The sequence below is a fragment of the Limimaricola cinnabarinus genome, from assembly GCF_002723615.1.
GTDB classification, from domain to species: domain Bacteria; phylum Pseudomonadota; class Alphaproteobacteria; order Rhodobacterales; family Rhodobacteraceae; genus Limimaricola; species Limimaricola cinnabarinus_B.
The window spans coordinates 173,218-194,411 of the sequence record NZ_KZ304954.1; the positions used below are offsets into that span (position 1 = coordinate 173,218).

At 71.3% G+C, this 21,194-nt stretch carries 21 protein-coding genes; 14 read left to right on the top strand and 7 right to left on the bottom strand.

From position 1 onward, the window contains the following. Positions 1 to 84: 84 nt before the first annotated feature. Positions 85 to 540, top strand: coding sequence for a c-type cytochrome (locus CJ301_RS06605; protein ID WP_099275542.1), 456 nt, complete (start codon positions 85 to 87; stop codon positions 538 to 540). A 7-nt stretch (positions 541 to 547) separates the two neighbouring features. On the opposite strand, the gene idi is transcribed toward CJ301_RS06605, so the two are convergent. The 4 genes from idi to CJ301_RS06625 all read right to left on the bottom strand — a co-directional run bounded on the left by idi (position 548) and on the right by CJ301_RS06625 (position 4,651). Then, positions 548 to 1,072 carry an isopentenyl-diphosphate Delta-isomerase gene (idi, locus tag CJ301_RS06610; RefSeq protein ID WP_099275544.1) on the bottom strand — a complete coding sequence of 175 codons (525 nt, stop codon included), beginning with the start codon at positions 1,070 to 1,072 and terminating at the stop codon, positions 548 to 550. A gap of 30 nt (positions 1,073 to 1,102) precedes the next feature. After that, complete coding sequence (locus CJ301_RS06615) at positions 1,103 to 1,414, bottom strand: hypothetical protein (RefSeq protein WP_099275546.1); 312 nt, start codon at positions 1,412 to 1,414, stop codon at positions 1,103 to 1,105. A gap of 90 nt (positions 1,415 to 1,504) precedes the next feature. After that, positions 1,505 to 4,078 (bottom strand): HWE histidine kinase domain-containing protein, encoded by a 2,574-nt coding sequence (locus CJ301_RS06620; RefSeq protein ID WP_099275548.1) that lies wholly within the window; start codon positions 4,076 to 4,078, stop codon positions 1,505 to 1,507. Then, a complete protein-coding gene (locus CJ301_RS06625; protein ID WP_216823252.1) occupies positions 4,079 to 4,651 on the bottom strand; it encodes a hypothetical protein in 573 nt (190 codons plus the stop codon). 187 nt (positions 4,652 to 4,838) lie between these two features. On the opposite strand from CJ301_RS06625, the gene CJ301_RS06630 reads away from it, so the two are divergent. The 7 genes from CJ301_RS06630 to CJ301_RS06660 are packed head-to-tail and all read left to right on the top strand — an operon-like array spanning position 4,839 to position 13,707. Further along, positions 4,839 to 5,495: an ABC transporter ATP-binding protein gene (locus CJ301_RS06630; protein ID WP_099275552.1), complete on the top strand. Its 657-nt coding sequence runs from the start codon at positions 4,839 to 4,841 to the stop codon at positions 5,493 to 5,495. Further along, entirely contained in the window at positions 5,492 to 7,873 is a 2,382-nt protein-coding gene (locus tag CJ301_RS06635) for an FtsX-like permease family protein (RefSeq protein WP_099275554.1), read from the top strand. Before CJ301_RS06630 ends, CJ301_RS06635 begins: the two co-directional genes overlap by 4 nt. After that, positions 7,863 to 8,897, top strand: coding sequence for a lipocalin-like domain-containing protein (locus CJ301_RS06640; protein ID WP_099275556.1), 1,035 nt, complete (start codon positions 7,863 to 7,865; stop codon positions 8,895 to 8,897). Before CJ301_RS06635 ends, CJ301_RS06640 begins: the two co-directional genes overlap by 11 nt. Next, positions 8,890 to 9,444, top strand: coding sequence for a pyridoxamine 5'-phosphate oxidase family protein (locus tag CJ301_RS06645; protein WP_099275558.1), 555 nt, complete (start codon positions 8,890 to 8,892; stop codon positions 9,442 to 9,444). The genes CJ301_RS06640 and CJ301_RS06645 overlap by 8 nt, the downstream gene beginning before the upstream one ends. A gap of 49 nt (positions 9,445 to 9,493) precedes the next feature. Then, positions 9,494 to 11,647 carry a selenide, water dikinase SelD gene (gene selD, locus CJ301_RS06650; protein WP_099275560.1) on the top strand — a complete coding sequence of 718 codons (2,154 nt, stop codon included), beginning with the start codon at positions 9,494 to 9,496 and terminating at the stop codon, positions 11,645 to 11,647. A 48-nt stretch (positions 11,648 to 11,695) separates the two neighbouring features. Beyond that, positions 11,696 to 12,568, top strand: a complete 873-nt coding sequence (trhO, locus tag CJ301_RS06655; RefSeq protein WP_099275562.1) for an oxygen-dependent tRNA uridine(34) hydroxylase TrhO — start codon at positions 11,696 to 11,698, stop codon at positions 12,566 to 12,568. A gap of 41 nt (positions 12,569 to 12,609) precedes the next feature. Next, the gene (locus CJ301_RS06660) at positions 12,610 to 13,707 is read left to right on the top strand and encodes an AbrB family transcriptional regulator (RefSeq protein ID WP_254050089.1); all 1,098 of its coding nucleotides are present in this window, start codon (positions 12,610 to 12,612) and stop codon (positions 13,705 to 13,707) included. Here the strand turns inward: CJ301_RS06660 and CJ301_RS06665 are convergent. Continuing rightward, a complete protein-coding gene (locus CJ301_RS06665) occupies positions 13,671 to 14,318 on the bottom strand; it encodes a carbonic anhydrase (protein ID WP_099275719.1) in 648 nt (215 codons plus the stop codon). The two genes, CJ301_RS06660 and CJ301_RS06665, sit on opposite strands and share 37 nt — an antisense overlap. A 113-nt stretch (positions 14,319 to 14,431) precedes the next feature. Here CJ301_RS06665 and CJ301_RS06670 point away from each other — a divergent pair, with 113 nt between their 5' ends. The 3 genes from CJ301_RS06670 (at position 14,432) to CJ301_RS06680 (ending at position 17,121) form a co-directional block, all read left to right on the top strand. Next, positions 14,432 to 14,797, top strand: coding sequence for a hypothetical protein (locus CJ301_RS06670; RefSeq protein ID WP_099275566.1), 366 nt, complete (start codon positions 14,432 to 14,434; stop codon positions 14,795 to 14,797). Positions 14,798 to 14,908: 111 nt separating this feature from the next. Beyond that, positions 14,909 to 16,303 (top strand): leucyl aminopeptidase family protein, encoded by a 1,395-nt coding sequence (locus CJ301_RS06675; RefSeq protein WP_099275568.1) that lies wholly within the window; start codon positions 14,909 to 14,911, stop codon positions 16,301 to 16,303. A 5-nt stretch (positions 16,304 to 16,308) separates the two neighbouring features. Then, a complete protein-coding gene (locus tag CJ301_RS06680; RefSeq protein ID WP_099275570.1) occupies positions 16,309 to 17,121 on the top strand; it encodes a C40 family peptidase in 813 nt (270 codons plus the stop codon). Between the two features lie 3 nt (positions 17,122 to 17,124). On the opposite strand, the gene CJ301_RS06685 is transcribed toward CJ301_RS06680, so the two are convergent. Together CJ301_RS06685 and CJ301_RS06690 are read right to left on the bottom strand one after the other, a co-directional pair. Beyond that, positions 17,125 to 17,466, bottom strand: a complete 342-nt coding sequence (locus tag CJ301_RS06685) for a DUF2794 domain-containing protein (RefSeq protein ID WP_099275572.1) — start codon at positions 17,464 to 17,466, stop codon at positions 17,125 to 17,127. A 285-nt stretch (positions 17,467 to 17,751) separates the two neighbouring features. Continuing rightward, on the bottom strand, positions 17,752 to 18,027 hold the full coding sequence (locus CJ301_RS06690) for an I78 family peptidase inhibitor (RefSeq protein ID WP_099275721.1): 276 nt from the start codon (positions 18,025 to 18,027) through the stop codon (positions 17,752 to 17,754). A gap of 129 nt (positions 18,028 to 18,156) precedes the next feature. Here CJ301_RS06690 and CJ301_RS06695 point away from each other — a divergent pair, with 129 nt between their 5' ends. The 3 genes from CJ301_RS06695 (at position 18,157) to mbfA (ending at position 21,149) form a co-directional block, all read left to right on the top strand. Continuing rightward, entirely contained in the window at positions 18,157 to 19,287 is a 1,131-nt protein-coding gene (locus tag CJ301_RS06695; RefSeq protein ID WP_099275574.1) for an S-(hydroxymethyl)glutathione dehydrogenase/class III alcohol dehydrogenase, read from the top strand. Between the two features lie 79 nt (positions 19,288 to 19,366). Continuing rightward, on the top strand, positions 19,367 to 20,101 hold the full coding sequence (locus CJ301_RS06700) for an NYN domain-containing protein (protein ID WP_099275576.1): 735 nt from the start codon (positions 19,367 to 19,369) through the stop codon (positions 20,099 to 20,101). A gap of 70 nt (positions 20,102 to 20,171) precedes the next feature. Then, entirely contained in the window at positions 20,172 to 21,149 is a 978-nt protein-coding gene (mbfA, locus tag CJ301_RS06705; RefSeq protein ID WP_099275578.1) for an iron exporter MbfA, read from the top strand. Positions 21,150 to 21,194: the final 45 nt, after the last annotated feature.

The window sequence follows — 21,194 nt, forward strand, 5'->3', positions numbered from 1 at the left end:
GACGGGGATTGGATGCCCCGCTCCGGCCATATATCTGCTAGGATGATCGGAGCATCGGTCGCTTACGGGTTCAGGGGGATCTCGATGAATTGGCTGGCGCGAAGCATGGCGGTGATGGCGGGGCTGGGGCTCTGGACGATCCCGGCGCAGGCGCAGGACGCGGCCGAGGGCGAACGGCAGTTCGGCCGGCAATGCGTCTCCTGCCACGTGGTACGCACACCGGAGGGCGAGGTTCTGGCCGGGCGCAACGCGCGCACCGGCCCCAACCTGCATGGCATCGAAGGCCGGGTGATCGGATCGGTCGAGGATTTCCGCTACGGCGATGCGATGGACCGGATGCGCGAGCGGGGCGTCACCTGGACCGAAGAGCGCTTCACGGCCTATGTGCAGGACCCGACCGCCTGGCTGCGCGCGGCGCTCGACGACCGGCGCGCGCGCGGCAAGATGGCCTTCCGGGTCCGCGATCCGCAGGCCGCCGCCGACATCTATGCCTATCTCGAAACCCTCGCCTCCCGGCAGCAGGCCGAGAGGGGCGATTGAGCCGCGCTCACAGCGCGAGGCGGTGCTCGGCGAGATAGATCGCAAGCCAGGGCGTGTAGCGTTCGGGCCGCGCCGCGACATCGGCGCGCAGCGCCTCGAACGTCATCCAGGCGGTGCGCTGGACCTCGGCCGGATCGGGGGCGGGGCGGGGTTCCTCCGCAAGCTCGGCCACGAAGACCTCGACCAGCTCGTGCTCGATCAGCTCCGTGCCCACCGGGGCGCGGTATTCGATCTGCCCCAAGGGCCGCAGCGGCAGCCCCCGCAGCCCCAGCTCCTCGCCCAGGCGGCGGCTTGCGCAGTCCTGCGCGGCCTCGCCCCAGCGCGGATGGGTGCAGCAGCTGTTGGTCCACAGCCCCGGCGTGTGATACTTGCCCGCCGCGCGCTGCTGGAGCAGCGTGCGCCCGTTCCAGTTCACGAAGACGCTGATCGCCGGGTGCCGCAACCCGCGCCGATGCACCTCGATCTTGTCGACCGGCACCAGCCGGTCGCCCTCCCAGGCCGGGATCTCGATCTCGTCGCGCGGGTCGGTCATCCGGGGTCTCCTACGGGGCAGGTGATGCGATCAGAAGACCGGGGCGGTCTCGACCGGGGCGGGGCGCGTCTGCACCACCATCCGCGCAGCGGTGGCGTCGCAGGAGACGGTGACGAAATCGCCCTCGTCGCGAAAGCGCACGATCCGGCTGTCGGAGGTCTCGGCCAGCACCGCGGGCGTCTGGCCGATCCGCGCGGCGGTCTCGTCGATCCGCGACAGGCATTCGGAAAAGCCCATCGGCACCGTCTGGTCCGCCGGCGGGGGCACGAGCCTGCCTTCGCAGGCCGCCAGCACCGCCAATGCCGCAAGCCCGGCCATGCCGCGCGCCTTCGATCCGATCATGCCTCGTCTCCCTCGGGTGATACCGGCGGCAGACTGCCCCGGCTTCGCTGCGAGGTCCAGACCGGTTCGCCCAGCCCCCGCCGGGCGCGGTCAGCCCGCCGCCCCCTCGCGCAGCAGCGCCGCGAAGCTCGCCTGCACCGTGCGCTTGGTGAAGGGCTTCTTCAGGATGACCGCGCCGGGATAGGCCTCGGATATCCCGGCCGTCTCGCCATAGCCCGTCGCCAGAAGGAACGGCACGCCGCGCGCCTGCAGCGCCTCGGCCACCGGGACCGAGGTCTCGTGACCGAGATTGACGTCGAGCAGGGCGATGTCGAAGGCCCCGTCCTCGATCAGCCGCAACGCCTCGCCCACGCCGCTCGCCGTGGCCACGTCGTCGCAGCCCAACTCGGTCAGGATGTCGGCGCCATCCATGGCGATGATCATGTTGTCCTCGACGATCAGCGCCCGCCCGGAGAGCCGGATCGGCAGCTCTTCGGGCGCGGCCCGCTCGGTCGCCCCGGCGGCGGGCGCGGCCCGTTCGGGCGCGCTCGTCACGAAGCGGGCCGGCACCTTGAAGCTGGCCTCCGTCCCGGCCAGCGCGAAGCGCAGCTCCGCCGCCCCGCCCAGCTCGAAGGGGATCGCGCGCTCGATCACGGTGGTGCCGAAGCCGCGCCCCTTGGGCGCCTTCACCGCCGCACCGCCGCGCTCGCGCCATTCGATCCCGAGCGCGCCGTCTTCGTGCCGCGACAGCATCACCTCCACCCGCCCATGCGGCTGCTTGAGCGCGCCGTATTTCGCGGCGTTGGTGACCATCTCGTGCATCACCAGCGCGAGGGTCGAGAAGGCCTCGGGCGAGAGCAGCACATCCGCGCCTTTGATGCGCACCCGGTCGGCCCCGGTGGCGACGAAGGCGGTCGCCTCCGTCTCGATCAGCTCGCGCAGCGAGGCGGCCTGCCATTCCGTGCCGGTCAGCTGGTCATGCGCCCGCGCCAGCGCGTCGATGCGCCCGTCGAGGATGCGGCCGTAATCCTCGACCGAGGTGACGTTGGAGCCGCTTTGCGACACCAGGCCGCGCACGAGGTTGAGGATGTTGCGCACCCGGTGGTTCAGCTCGGCGATCAGCAGCTCCTGTCGTTCCTGCGCCCGCTTGCGCTCGGCGATCGAATCATCGGCGATCTTGAGCACCACTTCGAGCAGCGTGATGCGGATCGTCTCGGCGGCGGCGATCTCGCTGTCGCTCCATGGCACGCTCTGGTTGCGCACCGTCTCGGTCCAGGCGGCAAAGCTCTTGCGCGGGGTGAGCCTGAGCCCGTTCGGCCCCGGCTGCGCGGGCTTGTTGGGATCGCCCGCCCAGGTCACCTGCTGCACCTGTTCGCGGCGAAACAGCACGATGTAGTCGCGCGGGCCGCGGCTGATCGGCAAGGAGAGCAGCCCCGCCGCGCGCTCGACGAAGCCGTCGGCCTCGGGGTAGCTGTCGATCAGCCGGTCGGTTTCGTGCACCCGCCCCGCCGCCACGCCGTGCAGGTGGCGCAAGAGCCCCATGAACTCCTCATAGGTGGGGGTCGAGCCCTGGGCGTGGAAGCGGTCGCCGATCCAGATGGCGATGCCGTCGAAGGGGATCACCTCGCCGATCGCTTGGGCGATGGCGTCGAAATTGCGCGAGATGGCGACGGGGTCGGCCATCTGCTCGACCAGCCCGGCATGCAGCTGGCGCGCCTGCAGGGTCTGGCGGCGCTCGGTCTCGGTCTCGACGGCGGCGATCTCGTAGGCGAAGAGCTGGGTGAACAGCTCCACCGCCGAACGCTTTTCGTAATCGATGTAATGCGGCGTGTTGTTGTGGCAGGCGATCAGCCCCCACAGCTTGCCCTCGCGCAGGATCGAGACCGACATCGAGGCGGCCACGCCCATGTTGCGCAGATATTCGAGATGGATGGGCGAGACCGCCCGCGTCACCGAAAGCGACAGGTCGAGCGGCGCGCCCTCCGGGGTCTGCGGCGGCAGGATCGGCTGCGGCTCCGCATCCACGTCCTTGATCAGCCGGATCGGGTTGCGCAGGTAGAGCGCGCGCGCCTGCCGGGGGATGTCGCTGGCCGGAAAGCGCAGGTCGAGAAACGGCGTCATGCCCGGCGCGGCGGCCTCGGCGATCACCCGGCCGCTGTCATCGGGCTGGAACTGGTAGATCATGACCCGGTCGAAGCCGGTCATCGCCCGCATCGCGCGCGCCGCCTCGCGCGCCATGGCGGGGATCTCGCGGCGGCGGCGCACCCGCGCCAGCAGCGGCTGCACCAGCGACATCTCGTCATGCATCGCCCGCGTCGATTTGGGCTCGAACTCGAACAGGTAGCCCGGCCCCGACATGTGCACCGAAAGATCGAACAGCCGCCCGTCCTCGAACAGGTCGAGCCCGTAGATCCGCGCCGCCCCGGTGTCCTGACCCAGCATCTGGATCCGGCCGCGCAGGTAATGCACCACCTCGCGCGGGAACAGTTCGGGAAAGCGCGCGCCGATCGTGGCCTCGACATCGAGCCCGAGCATCTCGCCGATATTGGCCGAGACATGCCCGACGCTCCAGTCTTCGCCCACGGCGATCAGGCAGCCATAGGGCTGCACATGGCCGAGAAACTGGATCTGCTCGCGATCGCAATTGCTCAGTTCCACCGTCTCGACGGGCGCGGTCTCGGGCATTCAGGCTATCCGTTCGTTTTGGGGGGCGGGGGCGGGAGTAAGGGCAGGGGCGCTGCGCCGGGCCGCATGGCCCGCCGACAGGAAGAGTTCAAACAGCCGTCCGGCCTCGGCCAGATCGGCATCCGCCTCCGCGCCCCGGGCCGGGCGCGCCCCGGCCTCGTCGCAAAAGCCGCGCCACTGATCGGTGAGCGGCGGCAGCGACAGGTAGGCCCCAGCCGCCCGCAGGCAAGGATCGGTCGCGGCCTGCCACCTGCGGCGCAACAGCTGGCTGCCCAGCCGCGAGCCGAGCAGCACGTAGTCCTGCGCGCCGGGGCGATGCAGCACCAGCGGCGGCAGCCGCGGCGGGGCCGGGGCGTCGAGCCGGGCGAGATCCGCGTCGATCGCCGCGATCATCCGGTCGAGCAGGGGCCGGCCCGTGCGCCCGCCCGGCGCGGGACGGATCGCCGCGAAGGCGGCGCGGTGCGCCCGCAGAAACAGGCTCAGCCCGGGCCGGGACGATACATCGAGATCCGAAAAGAACCGGTCGAGCCGTTCATGGGAGGGGGCGAGATCCGCGCGCAGGCGCTGTCGCAAGCTTCGATCCGGGGTCAATTCGGTCTGCATCCTCGTCGTTTCGCCCCCCTTTGCGGGGGCATCCATGTGGATCTGGCCCGGCGGCCGCCTCATCACAAGGGCCTCCCGCCCCGCCTTCCGGGCGGGAAGCGGCGCTCGCGGCATCGCCGCTGTTTCCCGCCGCCCCGATCGGCCTAGCTAGGCCAGCATGCTGCTCGAACTGCGCGACATCAAGAAAAGCTTCACCGGCGCCGAGGGGCCGGTGCCGGTGCTGCGCGGCGTCGATCTCGCGCTCGGCGCGGGCGAAAGCCTCGCGCTGACGGGCGAGAGCGGCTCGGGCAAATCGACGCTGCTGCATCTCGTGGGCGGGCTTGATCGGCCCGATTCCGGGCGCATCACCGTCGCAGGCGAGGATGTCACCGCGCTCGATGACCGGGGCCGGGCGGCGCTCCGGCGCGGCACGGTGGGGGTGGTGTTCCAGCAGTTCAACCTCATCCCCTCGCTCGACATCGCCGCCAACATCGCCTTTCAGGCGCGGCTCGCCGGGCGGCACGATGCCGCCTTGGCGCAGGATCTGGCCGAGCGGCTGGGGCTGGCCGCGCATCTGTCGAAATATCCCGAGCAGCTCTCGGGCGGCCAGCAGCAGCGCACCGCCATCGCCCGCGCGCTTGCCGCGCGGCCGCGCCTCGTTCTGGCCGACGAGCCGACCGGCAATCTCGACGAGGCCACCGCCGAAGCGGTGCTGGGCGCGATGCTCGAGCTTGTGGCCGAGACGGGCGCGGCGCTTCTGATGGTGACCCATTCGGCCCATCACGCGGCGCGGATGGGGCGGCGGCTGCATCTGCGGGCGGGGCGCATCGCGTGAACCGGGCCGTGCTTCTCGCGCTGCTGTCGCATTGGCGCCGCGCGCCGTTGCAGCTTTTCACGCTGATCGCGGGGCTGGCGCTGGCGACGGGGCTGTGGTCGGGGGTGCAGGCGATCAATGCCGAGGCGCGCGCCAGCTACGACGCCGCGGCCGCGACGCTGGGCGAGGGGCGCTTTGCCCGGATCGAGGCGGCGGCGGGCGGGGAGATCCCGCGCGCGCGCTACGTCGCGCTGCGCCGGGCGGGCTGGCAGGTCAGCCCGGTGGTGCAGGGGCGGCTCGGGCCGCTGCGGCTGGTCGGGATCGACCCCTTGACCGCCCCGGGCGAAATCGCGCCGGTATCCGAAGGGGCCGACATCTCGGCCTTCCTGACCGGCGGCGGGCAGGTCTTCGGCCGGGCGGAGGCGCTGGAGATGCTGCCCGAAATCGACGCCGTGCCGGTGGTGGCGCCCGAGGTCGCGCCGAACACGGTGATCACCGACATCTCGGTGGCGCTGCGGCTGCTCGACCGGGAGGGGATCGACGCGCTGCTGGTGGACCCCGAGCAGCCGCAAGGCCGCCCCGCGCTGGAGGAGGTCGCCCCCGGTCTCAGCCTGCGCGCCCCGCAGGCGGGCTCCGAGGTCGGGCGGCTGACCGACAGCTTCCATCTCAACCTCACGGCCTTCGGCCTTCTGTGCTTCGCCGTCGGCATCTTCATCGTGCATGGCGCGGTGGGCCTCGCCTTCGAGCAGCGCCGCCCGGTGCTGCGCACCATGCGGGCGCTGGGCGTGCCCTTGGGCCGGCTGGTGGGGCTGATGCTGGCCGAGATGGCGGCGCTGGCGCTGATCGCGGGCAGCCTCGGCGTGGGCTTGGGCTGGCTTCTGGCCTCACAGCTGCTGCCGGACGTGGCGGCGACGCTGCGCGGGCTCTACGGGGCGGAGGTGGCGGGCGGGCTGACGCTGCGCCCCTCATGGTGGCTCTCTGGTCTCGGTCTGGCGCTGGCCGGAACCGGGCTCGCCGCCGGGGCGGCGCTGTGGCGCATCGCGACCATGCCGCTTCTGGCGGCGGGCGGGCGGCGCGCCTGGGCCATGGCCGAGGCGCGCGGCGCGCTCTGGCAGGGGGCGGCGGCGCTGGCGCTCTTCGCTCTGGCCACCGGGCTGGCGCTGTGGGGCGAGGGGCTGGTGGCGGGCTTCGCGCTTCTGGGCGCGGGGCTGGTGGCCGCTGCGCTGGCTTTGCCTCTGGTGCTGGGCGCGGTGCTGGCGGGCGCGGCGCGGCTGGCGCGCGGCGCGCTCGCGCAATGGTTCTGGGCCGACACGCGCCAGCAGCTGCCGGGGCTGTCGCTGGCGCTGATGGCGCTCTTGCTGGCGATGGCGGCGAATATCGGCGTCTCGACCATGGTGGGCTCGTTCCGCCAGACCTTCACCGGCTTTCTCGACCAGCGCCTTGCGCCCGAGCTTTATGTCGAGACCGCCGATGACGCGGAGGCCCGCGCCATCGCCGCATTCCTCGCGCCGAGGGTCCGCTCGGTGCTGCCATTGGCCTCGGTCGAGACCGAGATCGCCGGTCAGCCCGCCGAGATGAACCTCGCGCGGCCCGATCCGACCTATCCCGAGAACTGGCGCTTCCTGCAATCGGTCGAGCGGCCATGGCAGCGGCTGGCGGCGCGCGAGGGCGCGCTGATCAACGAGCAGCTCGCCCGCCGCGCGGGGCTGGGACTTGGCGATCCGCTCCGCCTCGGCCCCGACACCACGCTGCCGGTGCTGGGCATCTATGGCGATTACGGCAACCCGGTGGGGCAGGTGATCGTGACCGAGGCGCTGTTCGCCGAACTGCATCCCGGGATCGTGCCGCGCCGCTTCGGCCTGCGCCTCGATCCCGACCGCGTGCCCGAGATCCGCGCGGCGCTTGAGGGCCGGGGCCTGCCGCCCGGCGCGATCACCGATCAGGCGGCGCTCAAGCGGTTCTCGCTGCAGGTCTTCGAGCGCACCTTCGCGGTCACGGCGGCGCTCAACGTGCTGACGCTGGCCGTCGCGGGCTTTGCGATCCTGATGTCGCTGCTGACGCTGGCGGCGTTGCGGCTGCCGCAGCTCGCGCCGGTCTGGGCGCTGGGGCTGACCCGCCGCCGCCTCGCCGCGCTGGAGATGGCGCGCGCGGTGCTGCTGGCGGCGCTGACCGCGCTTCTGGCGCTGCCCTTGGGGCTGGCGCTGGCCTGGGTGCTGCTCTCGGTCGTCAATGTCGCGGCCTTTGGCTGGCGGCTGCCGATGTTCGTCTTCCCGGCGGCCTATGGCTGGCTGGGGCTTTTCGCGCTTCTGGCCGCCGCGGCCGCGGCGCTTTGGCCCGCCATCCGGCTGGCGCGCACGCCGCCGGCCGTGCTCCTGGGGGTGTTTGCCAGTGAACGCTAGGATCCTGCTTCTGCTGTGCCTGCCCGCCGCCGCGCAGGCGCAGGGCTTTGCCGGGCTGGGCGGCGCGGCGGAGGGCTTTGCCCTGCCCGAGCGGGGCCGCGCGCTGTCCTTTCCCGCCGATCACGGCGCGCATCCCGCGTTCCGGATCGAATGGTGGTACGTCACCGCCAATCTCGAAACCCCCGACGGCACCCCCTACGGGCTGCAATGGACGCTGTTCCGCTCCGCCCTCGCGCCGCGCGACACCCGAGGCTGGGACAGCCCGCAGCTCTGGCTCGGCCATGCGGCGGTCACCTCCGCCGAGACGCACCACTATACCCAGCGCCTCGCGCGCGGCGGCATCGGGCAGGCCGGGGTCGAACCCGCGCCCTTCGAGGCCTGGATCGACGATTGGCGCATGGCGGGGCCGGATTTTGACGATCTCACCCTCTCGGCCTCGGGCCCGGAATTCTCCTACGAGGTGACGCTCGACGCGCAGGGGCCGTTGGTGCGGCATGGCGAGGCGGGGTTCTCGGTCAAATCGGCCGAGGGGCAGGCGAGTCACTATTATTCGCAGCCTTTCTTCACGGCCCGGGGCACGCTGCACCTGCCCGAAGGGCCGGTCGAGGTGAGCGGCAGCGCCTGGTTCGACCATGAATGGTCCTCTCAGCCGCTGTCGGACCGACAGACCGGCTGGGACTGGTTTTCGCTGTCTTTCGAGAGCGGCGCCAAGCTCATGGGGTTTCAGCTTCGCGAGGCGGAGGCGGCGGGTTACAGTTATGCCAGCTGGATCGCGCCGGACGGGGCGCTGACCCCCTATGTCGAAGCCTTCGAGGCCGAACCGCTGGAGACGGTCGATCTCGACGGGATCGAGGTGCCGGTGCGCTGGGCGGTGCGGCTGCCGCAGGAGGGCGTCGCGGTCGAGGTGGAGGCGCTGAACGCGGGCGCCTGGAACGCGCTGTCGCCGCCCTATTGGGAGGGGCCGGTGACGGTTTCGGGGAGTCATGTGGGCGAAGGGTATCTGGAGATGACGGGCTATGAGTGACATCACGACGCTGGCGGGGCTTCTCGGCCTCGCGCGCGAGCGCATCACCGCCGGTCTGGGCGACCGCGACGCCGCCGCCCGCCTGCCGGTGCTGGCCACCCGCGACGCGCAGGGCTGGCCCTCGGCCCGGACCATGGTGCTCAGGGGCTTCGACGCGCGGGACTGGACGCTCGACATCCATTCGGATGCCGACGCGGCCAAGGTGCTGCAGCTCACCGACGGGCCGCGCGCCGCGATCCATGTCTGGGACGCGGAGGCGAGCCTGCAGATCCGCATGCGCGCCCATGTCGTGCGGTTGCCGCATGATGAGGAGAAGGGGCTCTGGGAGGAGGTGCCCGAGCCCGCGCGCGCGCAATATGGCGCGGTGCCGCCGCCCGGCACCCCCATCGCCGCCGCCGATGCCTGGCATCCCAACCCGCGCCCCGCGCGTTTCGCGGTGCTGCGCGCGCGGGTGCTGCGGGTCGAGCTTCTGCATGTCGGCGAGATCCACCGCCGTGCGCGATACGAGCGCGAGGAGGGCTGGCAGGGCAGCTGGCTGGTGCCGTGACCATGCGCCGCTCTGGCATGGCCCGGCGCGGCGGGGTAGAGCGCCGCGCATGATGCCTCTCCTCCCCCTGACCCGAGACCTCGTGCTGATCGGCGGCGGTCATACCCATGCGCTGCTGCTGCGCCGCTGGGGCATGGACCCGCTGCCCGGCGTGCGGCTGACGCTGGTCGATCCCGGCCCGCTCACCGCCTATTCGGGCATGCTGCCGGGCTATATCGCCGGGCATTACGACGCCGACGCCCCGCAGATCGATCTCGTCCGGCTGGCGCGCTTCGCCGGGGCGCGGCTGGTGATCGGCCGGGCCGAGGGGCTCGATCTTTCGGCGCGCGAGGTGGTGGTGGGCGATCGGCGGATCGGCTTCGACGTGGCCTCGCTCGACATCGGCGTGACCAGCCGGATGCCGCAGGTCGAGGGTTTTGCCGCGCATGGCGTCCCGGCCAAGCCGCTGGGGCGGCTCGCGCGCGCCTGGGAAGGTTTTCGCGCGGGCGAGGGCCGGGCTCATGTCGCGGTGATCGGCGGCGGCATCGCGGGGGCGGAGCTTGCCATGGCGGCGGCGCATGGGCTGCGCCATCGCGGCGCGCGCGTGACGGTGATCGAGCGCGACCGGCTTCTGCCCGAGGCCAGCGACGGCGCGCGCCGCCTCGTGCGCAACCGGATGAGCGAACTGGGCGTCACGGTGATCGAGGGGGCCGAGGCGGCGCGCATCGAGGCCGACCGGGTATGCCTCGATGACGGGCGCGAGATGGCCTCGAACTTCACCATCGGCGCGGCGGGGGCGCGGCCGCAGGGCTGGCTCGCGCAGACGGGGCTGTCGCTCACCGATGGCTTCGTCGATGTCGGACCGACCCTGCAAAGCAGCGCGGCGCGCGTCTTCGCGGCGGGCGATTGCGCGCATATGACCCATGATCCGCGCCCCAAGGCCGGGGTCTACGCGGTGCGGCAGGCGCCGGTGCTGTTCAACAATCTGCGCGCCGCGCTTTCGGGCGGGGCCATGCGCGATTACCGCCCGCAAGGGGACTATCTCAAGCTCGTCTCGCTGGGCGGCAAGTCGGCCATGGCCGAGAAATGGGGCCGCGCCGTGGCCCACCCGACGCTCTGGGCCTGGAAGGACCGGATCGACCGCAAGTTCATGAAGAAGCTCTCGGACCTGCCCGAGATGGCCGCGCCGAAGCTGCCCCATCCGGTGGCCGAGGGCGTGGTCGAGGCGCTGGGCGACAAGCCGATGTGCGGCGGTTGCGGCGCCAAGGTCGGGCGCGGCGCGCTGCGCGAGGTGCTGGCGGGGCTGCCCGCGCGCACCCGCGCCGACGTGCGGCCGCTGCCGGGCGACGATGCCGGGCTGATCCTCACCGGCGGGGCGCGGCAGGTGATCTCGACCGACCACCTGCGCGCCTTTGTCGAGGACCCGCAGCTGATGACCCGGATCGCGGCGATCCACGCGCTGGGCGATGTCTGGGCGATGGGCGCGAAACCGCAGGCCGCGACGGTCAGCCTAATCCTGCCGCGCATGAGCGCCGAGATGCAGCGCCGCAGCATGGCCGAGATCATGGCGGCGGCGCGCAAGGTGATGGACGCCGCGGGGGCGCATATCCTCGGCGGGCACAGCTCGCTCGGCTCGGAGCTGACGGTGGGCTTCACCGTCACCGGCCTTTGCGAGAACGAGCCGGTGACGCTGGCGGGCGCGCGCCCCGGTGCCGTGCTGATCCTGACCAAGCCGATCGGCTCGGGCACGATCCTCGCCGCCGAGATGGCGCGCGCCGCACCGGGCCGGGCAGTGGCGCGGGCCTGGGAGACGATGGTGCAGGGGCAGGCGCGCGCCTCCGAGATCCTGAAGCGCGCGCAGGCGATGACCGACGTGACCGGCTTCGGCCTTGCCGGGCACCTCTCGGGGATCTGCGAGGCCTCGGGCTGCGGCGCGGAGCTGCGGGTCGCGGATGTGCCGCTGATGGAGGGCGCGCTGGAGCTGGCCGAGGCCGGCATCCGCTCCACGCTTTTCGCCGACAACATGTCGGGCGCAGGCGCGGTGATCATGGGAGCGGGCGGCGCGCGGGCCGATCTGATGTTCGACCCGCAGACCGCGGGCGGGCTCCTTGCCGCCGTGGAGCCCGACCGGGCCGGGGAGCTGCTGGCCGAGCTGCGCGCGGCGGGCTACCCGGCGGCGCGGATCGGGCGGATGGTCGAGGGGGCGGGGCTGAAGCTGGTGTGAGCGGCCCGGCCTTGCGCCGCGCCGCGCGCGGGCCTAAGCCCTCGCGCCATGTTCACCGTCGCCGCCCTCTATCATTTCGCCCCGCTGCCCGACGCCCCCGCGCGCCGCGAGGCGCTGCTCGAATTCTGCGCCGCGCGCGGGCTGCTCGGCACGCTGATCCTCGCCCATGAGGGGATCAACGGCACCGTCGCCGCGCCCGAGCGCGCCGCGATCCTCGATCTCGTCGCGCAACTGCGCGGCTGGCCGGGCTTCGAAGGGCTCGAATGGAAGGAAAGCGCCGCCGAGACCGCGCCCTTCCGCCGTCTCAAGATCCGGCTCAAGCGCGAGATCGTCACCATGGGCCAGCCCGGCGTCGACCCGCTGGGGCAGGTCGGTGCTCATGTCGATCCCGCCGAATGGAACGCGCTGATCGCGGCACCCGACGTCGCGGTGATCGACACGCGCAATGGCTACGAGGTCGCGGTCGGCAGCTTCGAGGGCGCGGTCGATCCGGGCACGCGGAGCTTCCGCGAGTTTCCCGACTGGTGGGAGGCCAACCGCGAAGCGCTCGCCGGCAAGCGCATCGCCATGTTCTGCACGGGCGGCATCCGCTGCGAGAAATCGACCTCCTTTCTCAAGGCGCAGGGCGTCGAGGAGGTCTATCACCTCAAGGGCGGCGTGCTGAAATACCTCGAGGAGGTGCCGCCCGAAGAGAGCCTGTGGCGCGGCGAATGCTTCGTCTTCGACGAGCGCGTCGCGGTGGGCCACGGGCTCGCCCCCGGCTCCCACCTGCTGTGCCGGGCCTGCCGGATGCCGGTCTCGCCCGAGGCCACGCGCGATCCGGCCTATGTCGAGGGCATCTCCTGCCCCGGCTGCATCGAGACGCGCTCGGACGCCGACCGCGCCCGCTATGCCGAGCGGCAGCGGCAGATGGGCGGCTGACCCCCCTACACCTTGGCCCGGCGGACCGCTAAGCAGGCGGTATGGATGATGTCGTCATGTATCTGCGCGGCCTCGTGCCGGGCCGCCGCGCCGTGCTCGCCCTGGCCATCGGCGCGGTCTCGGGCTGGCTCGCGGCGCTGGCGGGCATGCCGCTGCCCTGGATGCTGGGTCCGATGATCGGCAACACGCTGGCGGCGATCCTGTCGCTGCCCATTCGCGGGCCGGACCGGCTGCGGCCGCTGGTGATCCCGGTGATCGGGGTGATGCTCGGCTCGGCCATGACGCCCGAGATGTTCGACGCCGCCGGGCGATATGCCACGAGCTTCGCGCTGCTTCTGCCGTTCCTCGGCGTGACGGCCTTCGTCTCCTACGCGATCTACCGCCGGGTGGGGCGCTACGATCCGGTCACCGCCTTCTTCTCGGCCATGCCGGGCGGGCTCAACGACATGCTGATCCTCGGCGGTGCCGCGGGCGGCAACGAAAAGCGCATCGCGCTGGCCCATGCGGCGCGGGTGCTGCTCGTCATCCTCTTCGTGGTGCTGTTTTACGGCTACGCGCTCGACGTCAGCTCGACCGAGGTGGCGCGCGGCACCGCCGCCTCGGCGCTCACGCCGCTCGACTGGGCGCTTCTGGCGGGTGCGGCCATCGCCGGCGTGCCGCTGGGCCGGGCCTTGCGCCTGCCCGCGCCGCAGATCACCGGGCCGATGGCGCTCAGCGGCGCGCTGCATCTCGCAGGGCTCGTCACCGTGGCGCCGCCGGGCTTTCTCATCGTGATCGCGCAGGTGGTGATCGGCACGGTGATCGGCTGCCGCTTCATCGGGGTGAGTGCCAGGCAGATCGGGCGCGACCTGTCGCTGGGCGCGCTGTCCTCGGTGGCGATGATCGCGGTGGCGGTGGGGTTCGCCGCGCTGCTCACCGCGATCACCGGCCTGCCGCTGTCCCTGAGTTTCCTGGGCTATTCGCCGGGCGGGCTCACCGAGATGAGCCTGCTCGCGCTCGCCATGGGGCAGGACGTGGCCTATGTCTCCGTCCTGCACCTCGTGCGGATCATGCTGGTGATCTTCGCCGCGCAGCCGGTGTTCAAGGCCACGCGGCGCAAGGATCAGAGCGGGACGAAGGCGCCGCGCTCGGGGTCGTAGCTTTCGAGCCCGCCCGCGCCGATATCGGTCCACAGCCCGTGCAGGGTGAGCTTGCCGCTCTCGACCGCTTCCTTCACGAAGGGAAAGGTCATCAGGTTCTCGAGCGAGACCAGCACGCCCTCCTTTTCGAGCGCGGCCACGCGCTCGGCCTCCGTGCCTTCGGGCAGGCGGGCATGGCCGGGGCGCAAGAGGTCCATCCAGCGGCCCACGAAGCTGGTCTTCTCGTCGAGCGCGGGGGCCTTGCCCTCGCACATGTCGTAGCAGCCCTTCACGCCGCCGCAGCTCGAATGGCCGATCACGATCAGATGCGGCACCTTGAGCGCGGTCACCGCGTATTCGATCGCCGCCGAGGTGCCGTGCTGGTTGCCGTCGGGGGCATAGGGCGGCACGAGGTTGGCGATGTTGCGATGCAGGAAGAACTCGCCCGGATCGGCGCCGAAGATCGCGGTTACATGCACCCGGCTGTCGCAGCAGGAGATGACCATGGCGCGCGGGTGCTGGCCCTCATCGGCCAGCTTGCGAAACCAGGCGCTGTTCTCGGAATAGGCGGTCGCCTTCCAGCCATGATAACGCTTCACGAGGTAGTCGGGGAGGGGTCTGGCGATGGTCATGTCGGTCTCCATGCGTCGTCATGTCGCGAATAAGCGCAATTGCAATGAGATTCGAGACATATCTCGCCCCGCGCGCAACGATTTCGGAACGGATGGCTGCCTAGGATCGGGGCATGAGCTGTCCTGACACACGCCCCGCCCCGCATGCGCTCGTGCCGCTGATGCCGCTGCCCGAGCCTTCGCCACAGGCGCTGCTGCGCGCCCGATTGCTGGCCGCGCTTGGCGGCGGGGCCCGGCGCGGCCCGCCACCCTCGGTCGAATTGCGCACCCGGATGATGCGGCTCGAGGCGCATCTCGCGGCCTGCGCCTTCGGCAGGCTGCGCGCCGATGCGCGGGGGCTGCGCCGCCTCGCCCTGCGGCTTGGCCTGTCGGAGATGGCGCGGGTCGCGGCCAGCGTCGAGGAGTGCGCGGCGCGGGGCGATGCCGCCGCATTGGGCGCCACGGTGGCACGGCTCGGCGCTGCGGCGCCGGGGCGCTGAGCGCGCTGCGCCGCTCGGGCTGACGCGCGATCCCGGTTGCGGCGGCGGTGCAGTGGGCTAGTCTCGCCCCCCATACACCGCCCCGACACACCGCCCCCAAGGAGCCGCGCCATGCCCCACCGCGATTTCGCCACCGGCGATGCCGATGCCCTGCCGCTGCGGCTCGTTGCGCCAGAGACGCTCGACGCCGCGCTCGAGGCGCTGCCCGAGGTCGCCCGGGGCTGGGCGCGGGCGCAGGGCTTCAAGGCGGGGGCGGGCGCCGTGCTGGCGCTGCCCGACGCCAAGGGCGGGCTCTGGGGCGCGCTGGTCGGCCTTGGCGACGAGACGGCCCGCAGGCGGGGGCGCTTCATCGCGGCATCCGCCGCGTCGAAGCTGCCCGAGGGAACATATGCGCTCGACCCCGCCACCGACCCCGCCCTCGCCGCCGAGACGGCGCTGGGCTGGCTGCTGGAGAGCTACCGCTTCGACCGCTATGCCGAGCAATTCGCGCCCAAGGCCCGGCTGGTGGCCCCCGAAGGCATCGATGCCGAGCGCATCCGCGCCATCGCGGCGGGCGAGGCGCTGACCCGCGACCTGATCAATACCCCGGCCTCCGACATGGGCCCCGCCGATCTCGAAGCCGCCGCCGCCGGGCTTGCCGAAGAGTTCGGCGCGCGCATGGCGGTGACGCGGGGCGAGGATCTGCTGGCGGGCAACCTGCCGCTGATCCACACCGTGGGCCGCGCCGCCGCGCCCGACCGCGCGCCGCGGCTGATCGACATGCGCTGGGGCGATCAGGGCCCCACGCTGACGCTGGTCGGCAAGGGCGTGTGCTTCGACACCGGCGGGCTCAACCTCAAGCCCGGCGGCTCGATGGCGCTGATGAAAAAGGACATGGGCGGCGCGGCCACGGTGCTGGGGCTGGCGCGGATGATCATGGCGCTGGGGCTGAAGATCCGGCTGCGCGTGCTGATCCCGGCGGTGGAGAACTCGGTCTCCGCCGATGCCTTCCGCCCCGGCGACATCCTCGCCTCGCGCAAGGGGCTCACGGTCGAGAACAACAACACCGACGCCGAGGGGCGGCTGGTGCTCGCCGACGCGCTGGCGCTGGGGGCGGAGGAAAGCCCCGATCTGATGATCTCCATGGCGACGCTGACGGGTGCCGCGCGGGTCGCGGTCGGCCCCGATCTCGCGCCCTTCTACACCGATGCCGACGAAGACGCGGCCGCGATCGCGCGGGCGGCGGCGCGGGTGGCCGACCCGGTCTGGCGGATGCCGTTTCACGACCCCTACGAGCCCCTGATCGAGCCCGGCATCGCCGATCTCGACAACGCGCCCTCGGGCGGCATGGCGGGCTCGGTCACCGCGGCGCTGTTCCTGCGCCGCTTTGCCGAGGGCACGCGCTACGCGCATTTCGATATCTATGGCTGGAACCCGAGGCCCGCCCCGGCGCGCCCCAAGGGCGGCGTCGGCATGGGGGCGCGGGCGCTTCTCGAGGCGATGCCCGATCTTCTGGGGCTGGCATGAGCGCCATGGACCGCCGCCTGACCCCTGCCAATGGCCGCGTCGCAGCGCTGGAGCTGGCGGGGCGCGTTGCGGCCGAGCGCTACGTGCCGGGGCAGGGCGCGCGGGTGCTGCGCCCGGTCGTGGACCTCCTGGCCGAACCGGGCGGCGCGCGCGAGCGGCAGCTTCTCACGGGCGAGGGCGTCGAGCTCTTCGAGACGCATGAGGGCTGGGCCTTCATCCGCGCCGCGCGCGACGGCTATTGCGGCTATGTCGAGGAAGCGGCGCTGGGCGAGGCGCGCGCCGCGACCCATTTCGTCGCCACCCCGGCCACGCATCTCTATGCCGAGGAAAGCATCAAGTCGCCCGACCTCGCGCATCTGAGCTTCGGCAGCCGGATCACCGTGCTGCACGAACGGCGCGAGCTGTTCGAGACGCCCGAGGGCTTCATCCCGAAAAAGCATTTGCGCGAGATCGACCGCCCGTTTTCGGACCCGGTGACGGTGGCGCAGATGTTCTTCGGCACGCCCTATCTCTGGGGCGGTAATTCGCGGATGGGCATCGACTGCTCGGGGCTGGTGCAGGCGGCGCTTCTGGCCTGCGGCATTCCCTGTCCCGGCGACAGCGACCTGCAGGAGGCGCTGGGCCGCGAGGTGGAAGGCGAGGCGCAGCGCGGCGATCTGTGGTTCTGGAAGGGCCATGTGGCGATGCTGGTCGATGGCGAGACGATGATTCACGCCAACGGCCACGCCATGGCCGTGACCTATGAGGATGCGAAAAAGGCCGCGCTTCGGATCGAGGCGCAGGGCGGCGGGCCGGTGACGCATCGGCGCAGGCTCTGAAGCCTATTCGATCACCCGGAAGCGGCGCGCCTCGAAGACCTTGAGCACCTGTCTCAGGTCGTCGCCGCGCCGGAGCACCTGCCCCTCGGGCCCGATCACCGAGAACTGCCCCTGCCTGTGACGCAGCTTGGGGCGTTTTTCGATCCGGTAGAGCGGCGTCTCGGCGGTGCGGCGAAAGACGGAGAAGATGGCCATCTCGCGCAAGGAGGAAATGGCGTAATCGCGCCACTCCCCGGCGGCGACCATGCGGCCATAGACCGAGAGGATCGGCCCCAGCTCGGTCCGGTGAAAGGCGACCTGCTCGGGCAGGCGGCCGGGAAACGGCGTGGGAGGCTGCAGCGTCATGAGTTCAGAGTTACGCGCGCGGGGCGGTATTTCAAGTGCGACATGCTTACCTCCGGCTGCGCCACGCGATTGCCGCGAAATCTCCGCCGGCCCGACCCGGTCGCACCGCATCCGCGCCGCGACTCGCTGGCACAAGAGGGGGCAGCGGCAGGCACCCCGCCCCTTCGTGGCGATAACAGCCCCCACCTGACCCGCGGCGGGGCGGGGCCTGTTCGCGAAGCCGACCCGTCCCGCACGCGGCGCGACCGCATGCGGGACGGTTTCGGCCCTCTCTCCTCCAAAGTCTCAGCCGCAATAGATGCGCGTGATCCGCTCCATGGCGTCGATCTCGAAATTGATCCGCTCGGGCACGAAATCCATCGTCGCCAGATCTCCGGGCCGCAGGATGCGCACTTGGCCGAGGATCAGCTCGCGCTCCAGCGCGGTGGCGGGCGCCCCGATGAGGGACTGCCGGGCTTCGGCACCGCAGGCGCCGGGATCGGCCGGGGCGGGGCGTGGATCGGGGGGCTGCGCGACAGGCGCGCAGGCGGCGAGCAGGAGGGGCAGGATCAGGTATCGCATGGGGCCGAGCCTGACGCGCGGCGCGGCCCCGCACAAGAGGGCCGGGCCATTGATCTCGCCCGCGCTTTCCGCGACCCTGCCGGCCAAAGCGCGCCGCATTCCGGCGCGCGCCATCACGGAGGTCATCCCATGCGCACACGTGCCGCCGTCGCCCTAGAGGCCGGAAAGCCGCTCGAAATCATGGAGGTCAATCTCGACGGCCCCAAGGCCGGTGAGGTCATGGTCGAGATCAAGGCCACCGGCATCTGCCATACCGACGAATTCACCCTGTCGGGCGCCGATCCCGAGGGGCTGTTCCCGGCGATCCTCGGCCATGAGGGCGCGGGCGTGGTCGTCGAGGTGGGCGAGGGCGTGACCTCTTTGAAGAAGGGCGACCACGTCATCCCGCTCTACACGCCCGAATGCCGGCAATGCCCCTCCTGCCTGAGCCAGAAGACCAACCTGTGCACCTCGATCCGGGGAACGCAAGGCCAGGGGCTGATGCCCGACGGCTCCTCGCGCTTCTCGACGCTCGATGGCGACCCGATCCTGCACTACATGGGCTGCTCGACCTTTTCCAACCACACCGTGCTGCCCGAGATCGCGCTCGCCAAGGTGCGCGAGGACGCGCCCTTCGACAAGATCTGCTATATCGGCTGCGGCGTCACCACCGGGGTCGGCGCGGTGATCAACACCGCGCAGGTCGAGATCGGCTCGACGGCGGTGGTGTTCGGCCTGGGCGGCATCGGCCTCAACGTGATCCAGGGGCTGAAGCTCGCCGGTGCGGACATGATCATCGGCGTCGATCTCAACGAGGACAAGAAGGAGTGGGGCGAGCGCTTCGGCATGACCCATTTCGTCAATCCCAAGGAGATCGACGGCGACATCGTCGCGCATCTCGTCAACATGACCAAGCGGCGCGACGACCTGATCGGCGGCGCGGACTACACCTTCGACTGCACCGGCAACGTCACCGTCATGCGGCAGGCGCTGGAGAGCGCGCATCGCGGCTGGGGCGTCTCGGTGGTGATCGGCGTGGCCCCCGCCGGGGCCGAGATCTCGACCCGTCCCTTCCAGCTCGTCACCGGGCGCACCTGGAAAGGCACGGCCTTCGGCGGCGCGCGGGGCCGGACGGACGTGCCGAAGATCGTGGATTGGTACATGGAGGGGAAGATCGAGATCGACCCGATGATCACCCATCAGCTCAAGCTCGACGAGATCAACAAGGGCTTCGACCTGATGCATGCGGGCGAGAGCATCCGCTCGGTCGTGGTCTACTGATCCCTGCCCCCGGGGGCCCGGCTTGACGCCGGGCCCCGGGGGCGCGACAGGCGGGGTGACCCGCCACAGGAGGCCCGACATGCCCGAGACCCGTCCGCTCTACGCCGTGCTGATCGACGCCGACAACATCCCCGCGCGCTTCGCCAAGCCGATCCTCAAGGAGATCACCTCCTTCGGCGAGCCGGCGCTGCGCCGCGTCTATGGCGACTGGTCGGCCGACCGGCTCAAGGGCTGGGCCGACAATGTCCGCGCGCTGGGGCTCGTCGCGCATCAGGAGACCGCCAACACCAAGGGCAAGAACGCCTCCGACATCGGCCTCGTGATCGACGCGATGGACATCCTGCACACGGGGCGCTTCGACGGCTTCGTGCTGGTCTCCTCGGACAGCGATTTCACCGCGCTGGCCAACCGCATCCGCGAGCAGGGGCTCGACGTGATCGGCATCGGCGAGGCCAAGGCGCCGGAATCCTTGCGCAATGTCTGCAACCGCTTCGTGCTGATCGAGAACATCATGGACGAGCCGGTGGCCGCCAAGCCGGGCCAGCCGCAAAGCGAGGGCGAGACGCCCGCGCCGGTGGGCAAGAAGCCGCCCCTCGAAGCGGTGCCGCTGATCCTGCGCGCGATGGACAAGATCGAGCAGGATGACGACGAGTGGTATCCGCTCGGGCCGATCGGCCAGTACATCACCGCCGACAACCCCGATTTCGACGTGCGCAGCTATGGCAAGCGCAAGCTGTCGGACCTCGTGCTCGACCTCAAGCGCTTCGAGACCCGCAAGCAGGGCAACCAGCTGCAGGTGCGGCGCAAGGACTGAGCCCCGCAGGAGGGCTTGCGGGATCCAGTCGGGAGTCTAGATTGGAATCGTTCTAAAAAGGAGCGTTGCCATGATTCCCGGCCTGCCCTCGCGCCGCCGCTTCTCGGATCTGAGCGAGCAGGAGATCCTCGCGCTGGCGATTTCCTCCGAGGAGGACGATGCGCGCATCTACCGGCTTTATGCCGAGCGGCTGCGCGCGGATTTCCCGGCTTCGGCGGCGGTCTTCGACGGCATGGCCGCCGAGGAGGACGACCACCGCCGCCAGCTCATCGCGCTGCACCGCGACCGCTTCGGCGAGGTTATCCCGCTCATTCGGCGCGAACATGTGGCGGGGTTCCATGCCCGCCGGCCGGTCTGGCTTATGGAAAATCTCGGGCTGGAGACGATCCGCGCGCAGGCCGCGCAGATGGAGCGCGAGGCGGGCGCCTTCTATGCCCGCGCCGCCGCCCATGCGCGCGACGCCGCGACGCGCGCGCTTCTGGGCGACCTTGCCGCCGCCGAGGCCGGGCATCAGGAGACGGCGCATGCGCTGGAGGAAGAGCACCTCACCGAGGATGCGCGCCATGACGAGGACCACGCGGCGCGGCGGCAATTCGTGCTGACCTATGTGCAGCCCGGCCTTGCGGGGCTGATGGACGGCTCGGTCTCGACGCTGGCACCGATCTTCGCCACCGCCTTCGCCACGCAGGACACGCATACGACATTCCTCGTCGGCCTCGCCGCCAGCGTCGGGGCGGGCATCTCGATGGGCTTCACCGAGGCGGCGTCGGATGACGGGCAGCTCTCGGGGCGCGGCTCGCCGGTGAAACGCGGCCTGGCCACCGGCATCATGACCACGGTGGGAGGCCTGGGCCACGCGCTGCCCTATCTCATCCCGCATTTCTGGACCGCGACGATCACCGCCATCATCATCGTCTTCGTCGAGCTTTGGGCCATCGCCTGGATTCAGAGCCGCTACATGGACACGCCCTTCTTCCGCGCCGCCTTTCAGGTGGTTCTGGGCGGGGCGCTGGTCTTTGCCGCGGGCGTGCTGATCGGCGGCGGGTGAGGCGGGTTGCGCCCGGCTTGGGCTTTGGCGAAACTGCCGCTTCGC

Excerpts from the sequence above, each read along its gene's own strand:
- CJ301_RS06605 (WP_099275542.1), top strand. The coding sequence starts at position 85 with ATGAATTGGCTGGCGCGAAGCATGGCGGTGATGGCGGGGCTGGGGCTC.
- idi (WP_099275544.1), bottom strand. The coding sequence starts at position 1,072 with ATGACCGACCCGCGCGACGAGATCGAGATCCCGGCCTGGGAGGGCGAC.
- CJ301_RS06615 (WP_099275546.1), bottom strand. The coding sequence starts at position 1,414 with ATGATCGGATCGAAGGCGCGCGGCATGGCCGGGCTTGCGGCATTGGCG.
- CJ301_RS06620 (WP_099275548.1), bottom strand. The coding sequence starts at position 4,078 with ATGCCCGAGACCGCGCCCGTCGAGACGGTGGAACTGAGCAATTGCGAT.
- CJ301_RS06630 (WP_099275552.1), top strand. The coding sequence starts at position 4,839 with ATGCTGCTCGAACTGCGCGACATCAAGAAAAGCTTCACCGGCGCCGAG.
- CJ301_RS06645 (WP_099275558.1), top strand. The coding sequence starts at position 8,890 with ATGAGTGACATCACGACGCTGGCGGGGCTTCTCGGCCTCGCGCGCGAG.
- selD (WP_099275560.1), top strand. The coding sequence starts at position 9,494 with ATGATGCCTCTCCTCCCCCTGACCCGAGACCTCGTGCTGATCGGCGGC.
- trhO (WP_099275562.1), top strand. The coding sequence starts at position 11,696 with ATGTTCACCGTCGCCGCCCTCTATCATTTCGCCCCGCTGCCCGACGCC.
- CJ301_RS06660 (WP_254050089.1), top strand. The coding sequence starts at position 12,610 with ATGGATGATGTCGTCATGTATCTGCGCGGCCTCGTGCCGGGCCGCCGC.
- CJ301_RS06665 (WP_099275719.1), bottom strand. The coding sequence starts at position 14,318 with ATGACCATCGCCAGACCCCTCCCCGACTACCTCGTGAAGCGTTATCAT.
- CJ301_RS06670 (WP_099275566.1), top strand. The coding sequence starts at position 14,432 with ATGAGCTGTCCTGACACACGCCCCGCCCCGCATGCGCTCGTGCCGCTG.
- CJ301_RS06675 (WP_099275568.1), top strand. The coding sequence starts at position 14,909 with ATGCCCCACCGCGATTTCGCCACCGGCGATGCCGATGCCCTGCCGCTG.
- CJ301_RS06680 (WP_099275570.1), top strand. The coding sequence starts at position 16,309 with ATGGACCGCCGCCTGACCCCTGCCAATGGCCGCGTCGCAGCGCTGGAG.
- CJ301_RS06685 (WP_099275572.1), bottom strand. The coding sequence starts at position 17,466 with ATGACGCTGCAGCCTCCCACGCCGTTTCCCGGCCGCCTGCCCGAGCAG.
- CJ301_RS06690 (WP_099275721.1), bottom strand. The coding sequence starts at position 18,027 with ATGCGATACCTGATCCTGCCCCTCCTGCTCGCCGCCTGCGCGCCTGTC.
- CJ301_RS06695 (WP_099275574.1), top strand. The coding sequence starts at position 18,157 with ATGCGCACACGTGCCGCCGTCGCCCTAGAGGCCGGAAAGCCGCTCGAA.
- CJ301_RS06700 (WP_099275576.1), top strand. The coding sequence starts at position 19,367 with ATGCCCGAGACCCGTCCGCTCTACGCCGTGCTGATCGACGCCGACAAC.
- mbfA (WP_099275578.1), top strand. The coding sequence starts at position 20,172 with ATGATTCCCGGCCTGCCCTCGCGCCGCCGCTTCTCGGATCTGAGCGAG.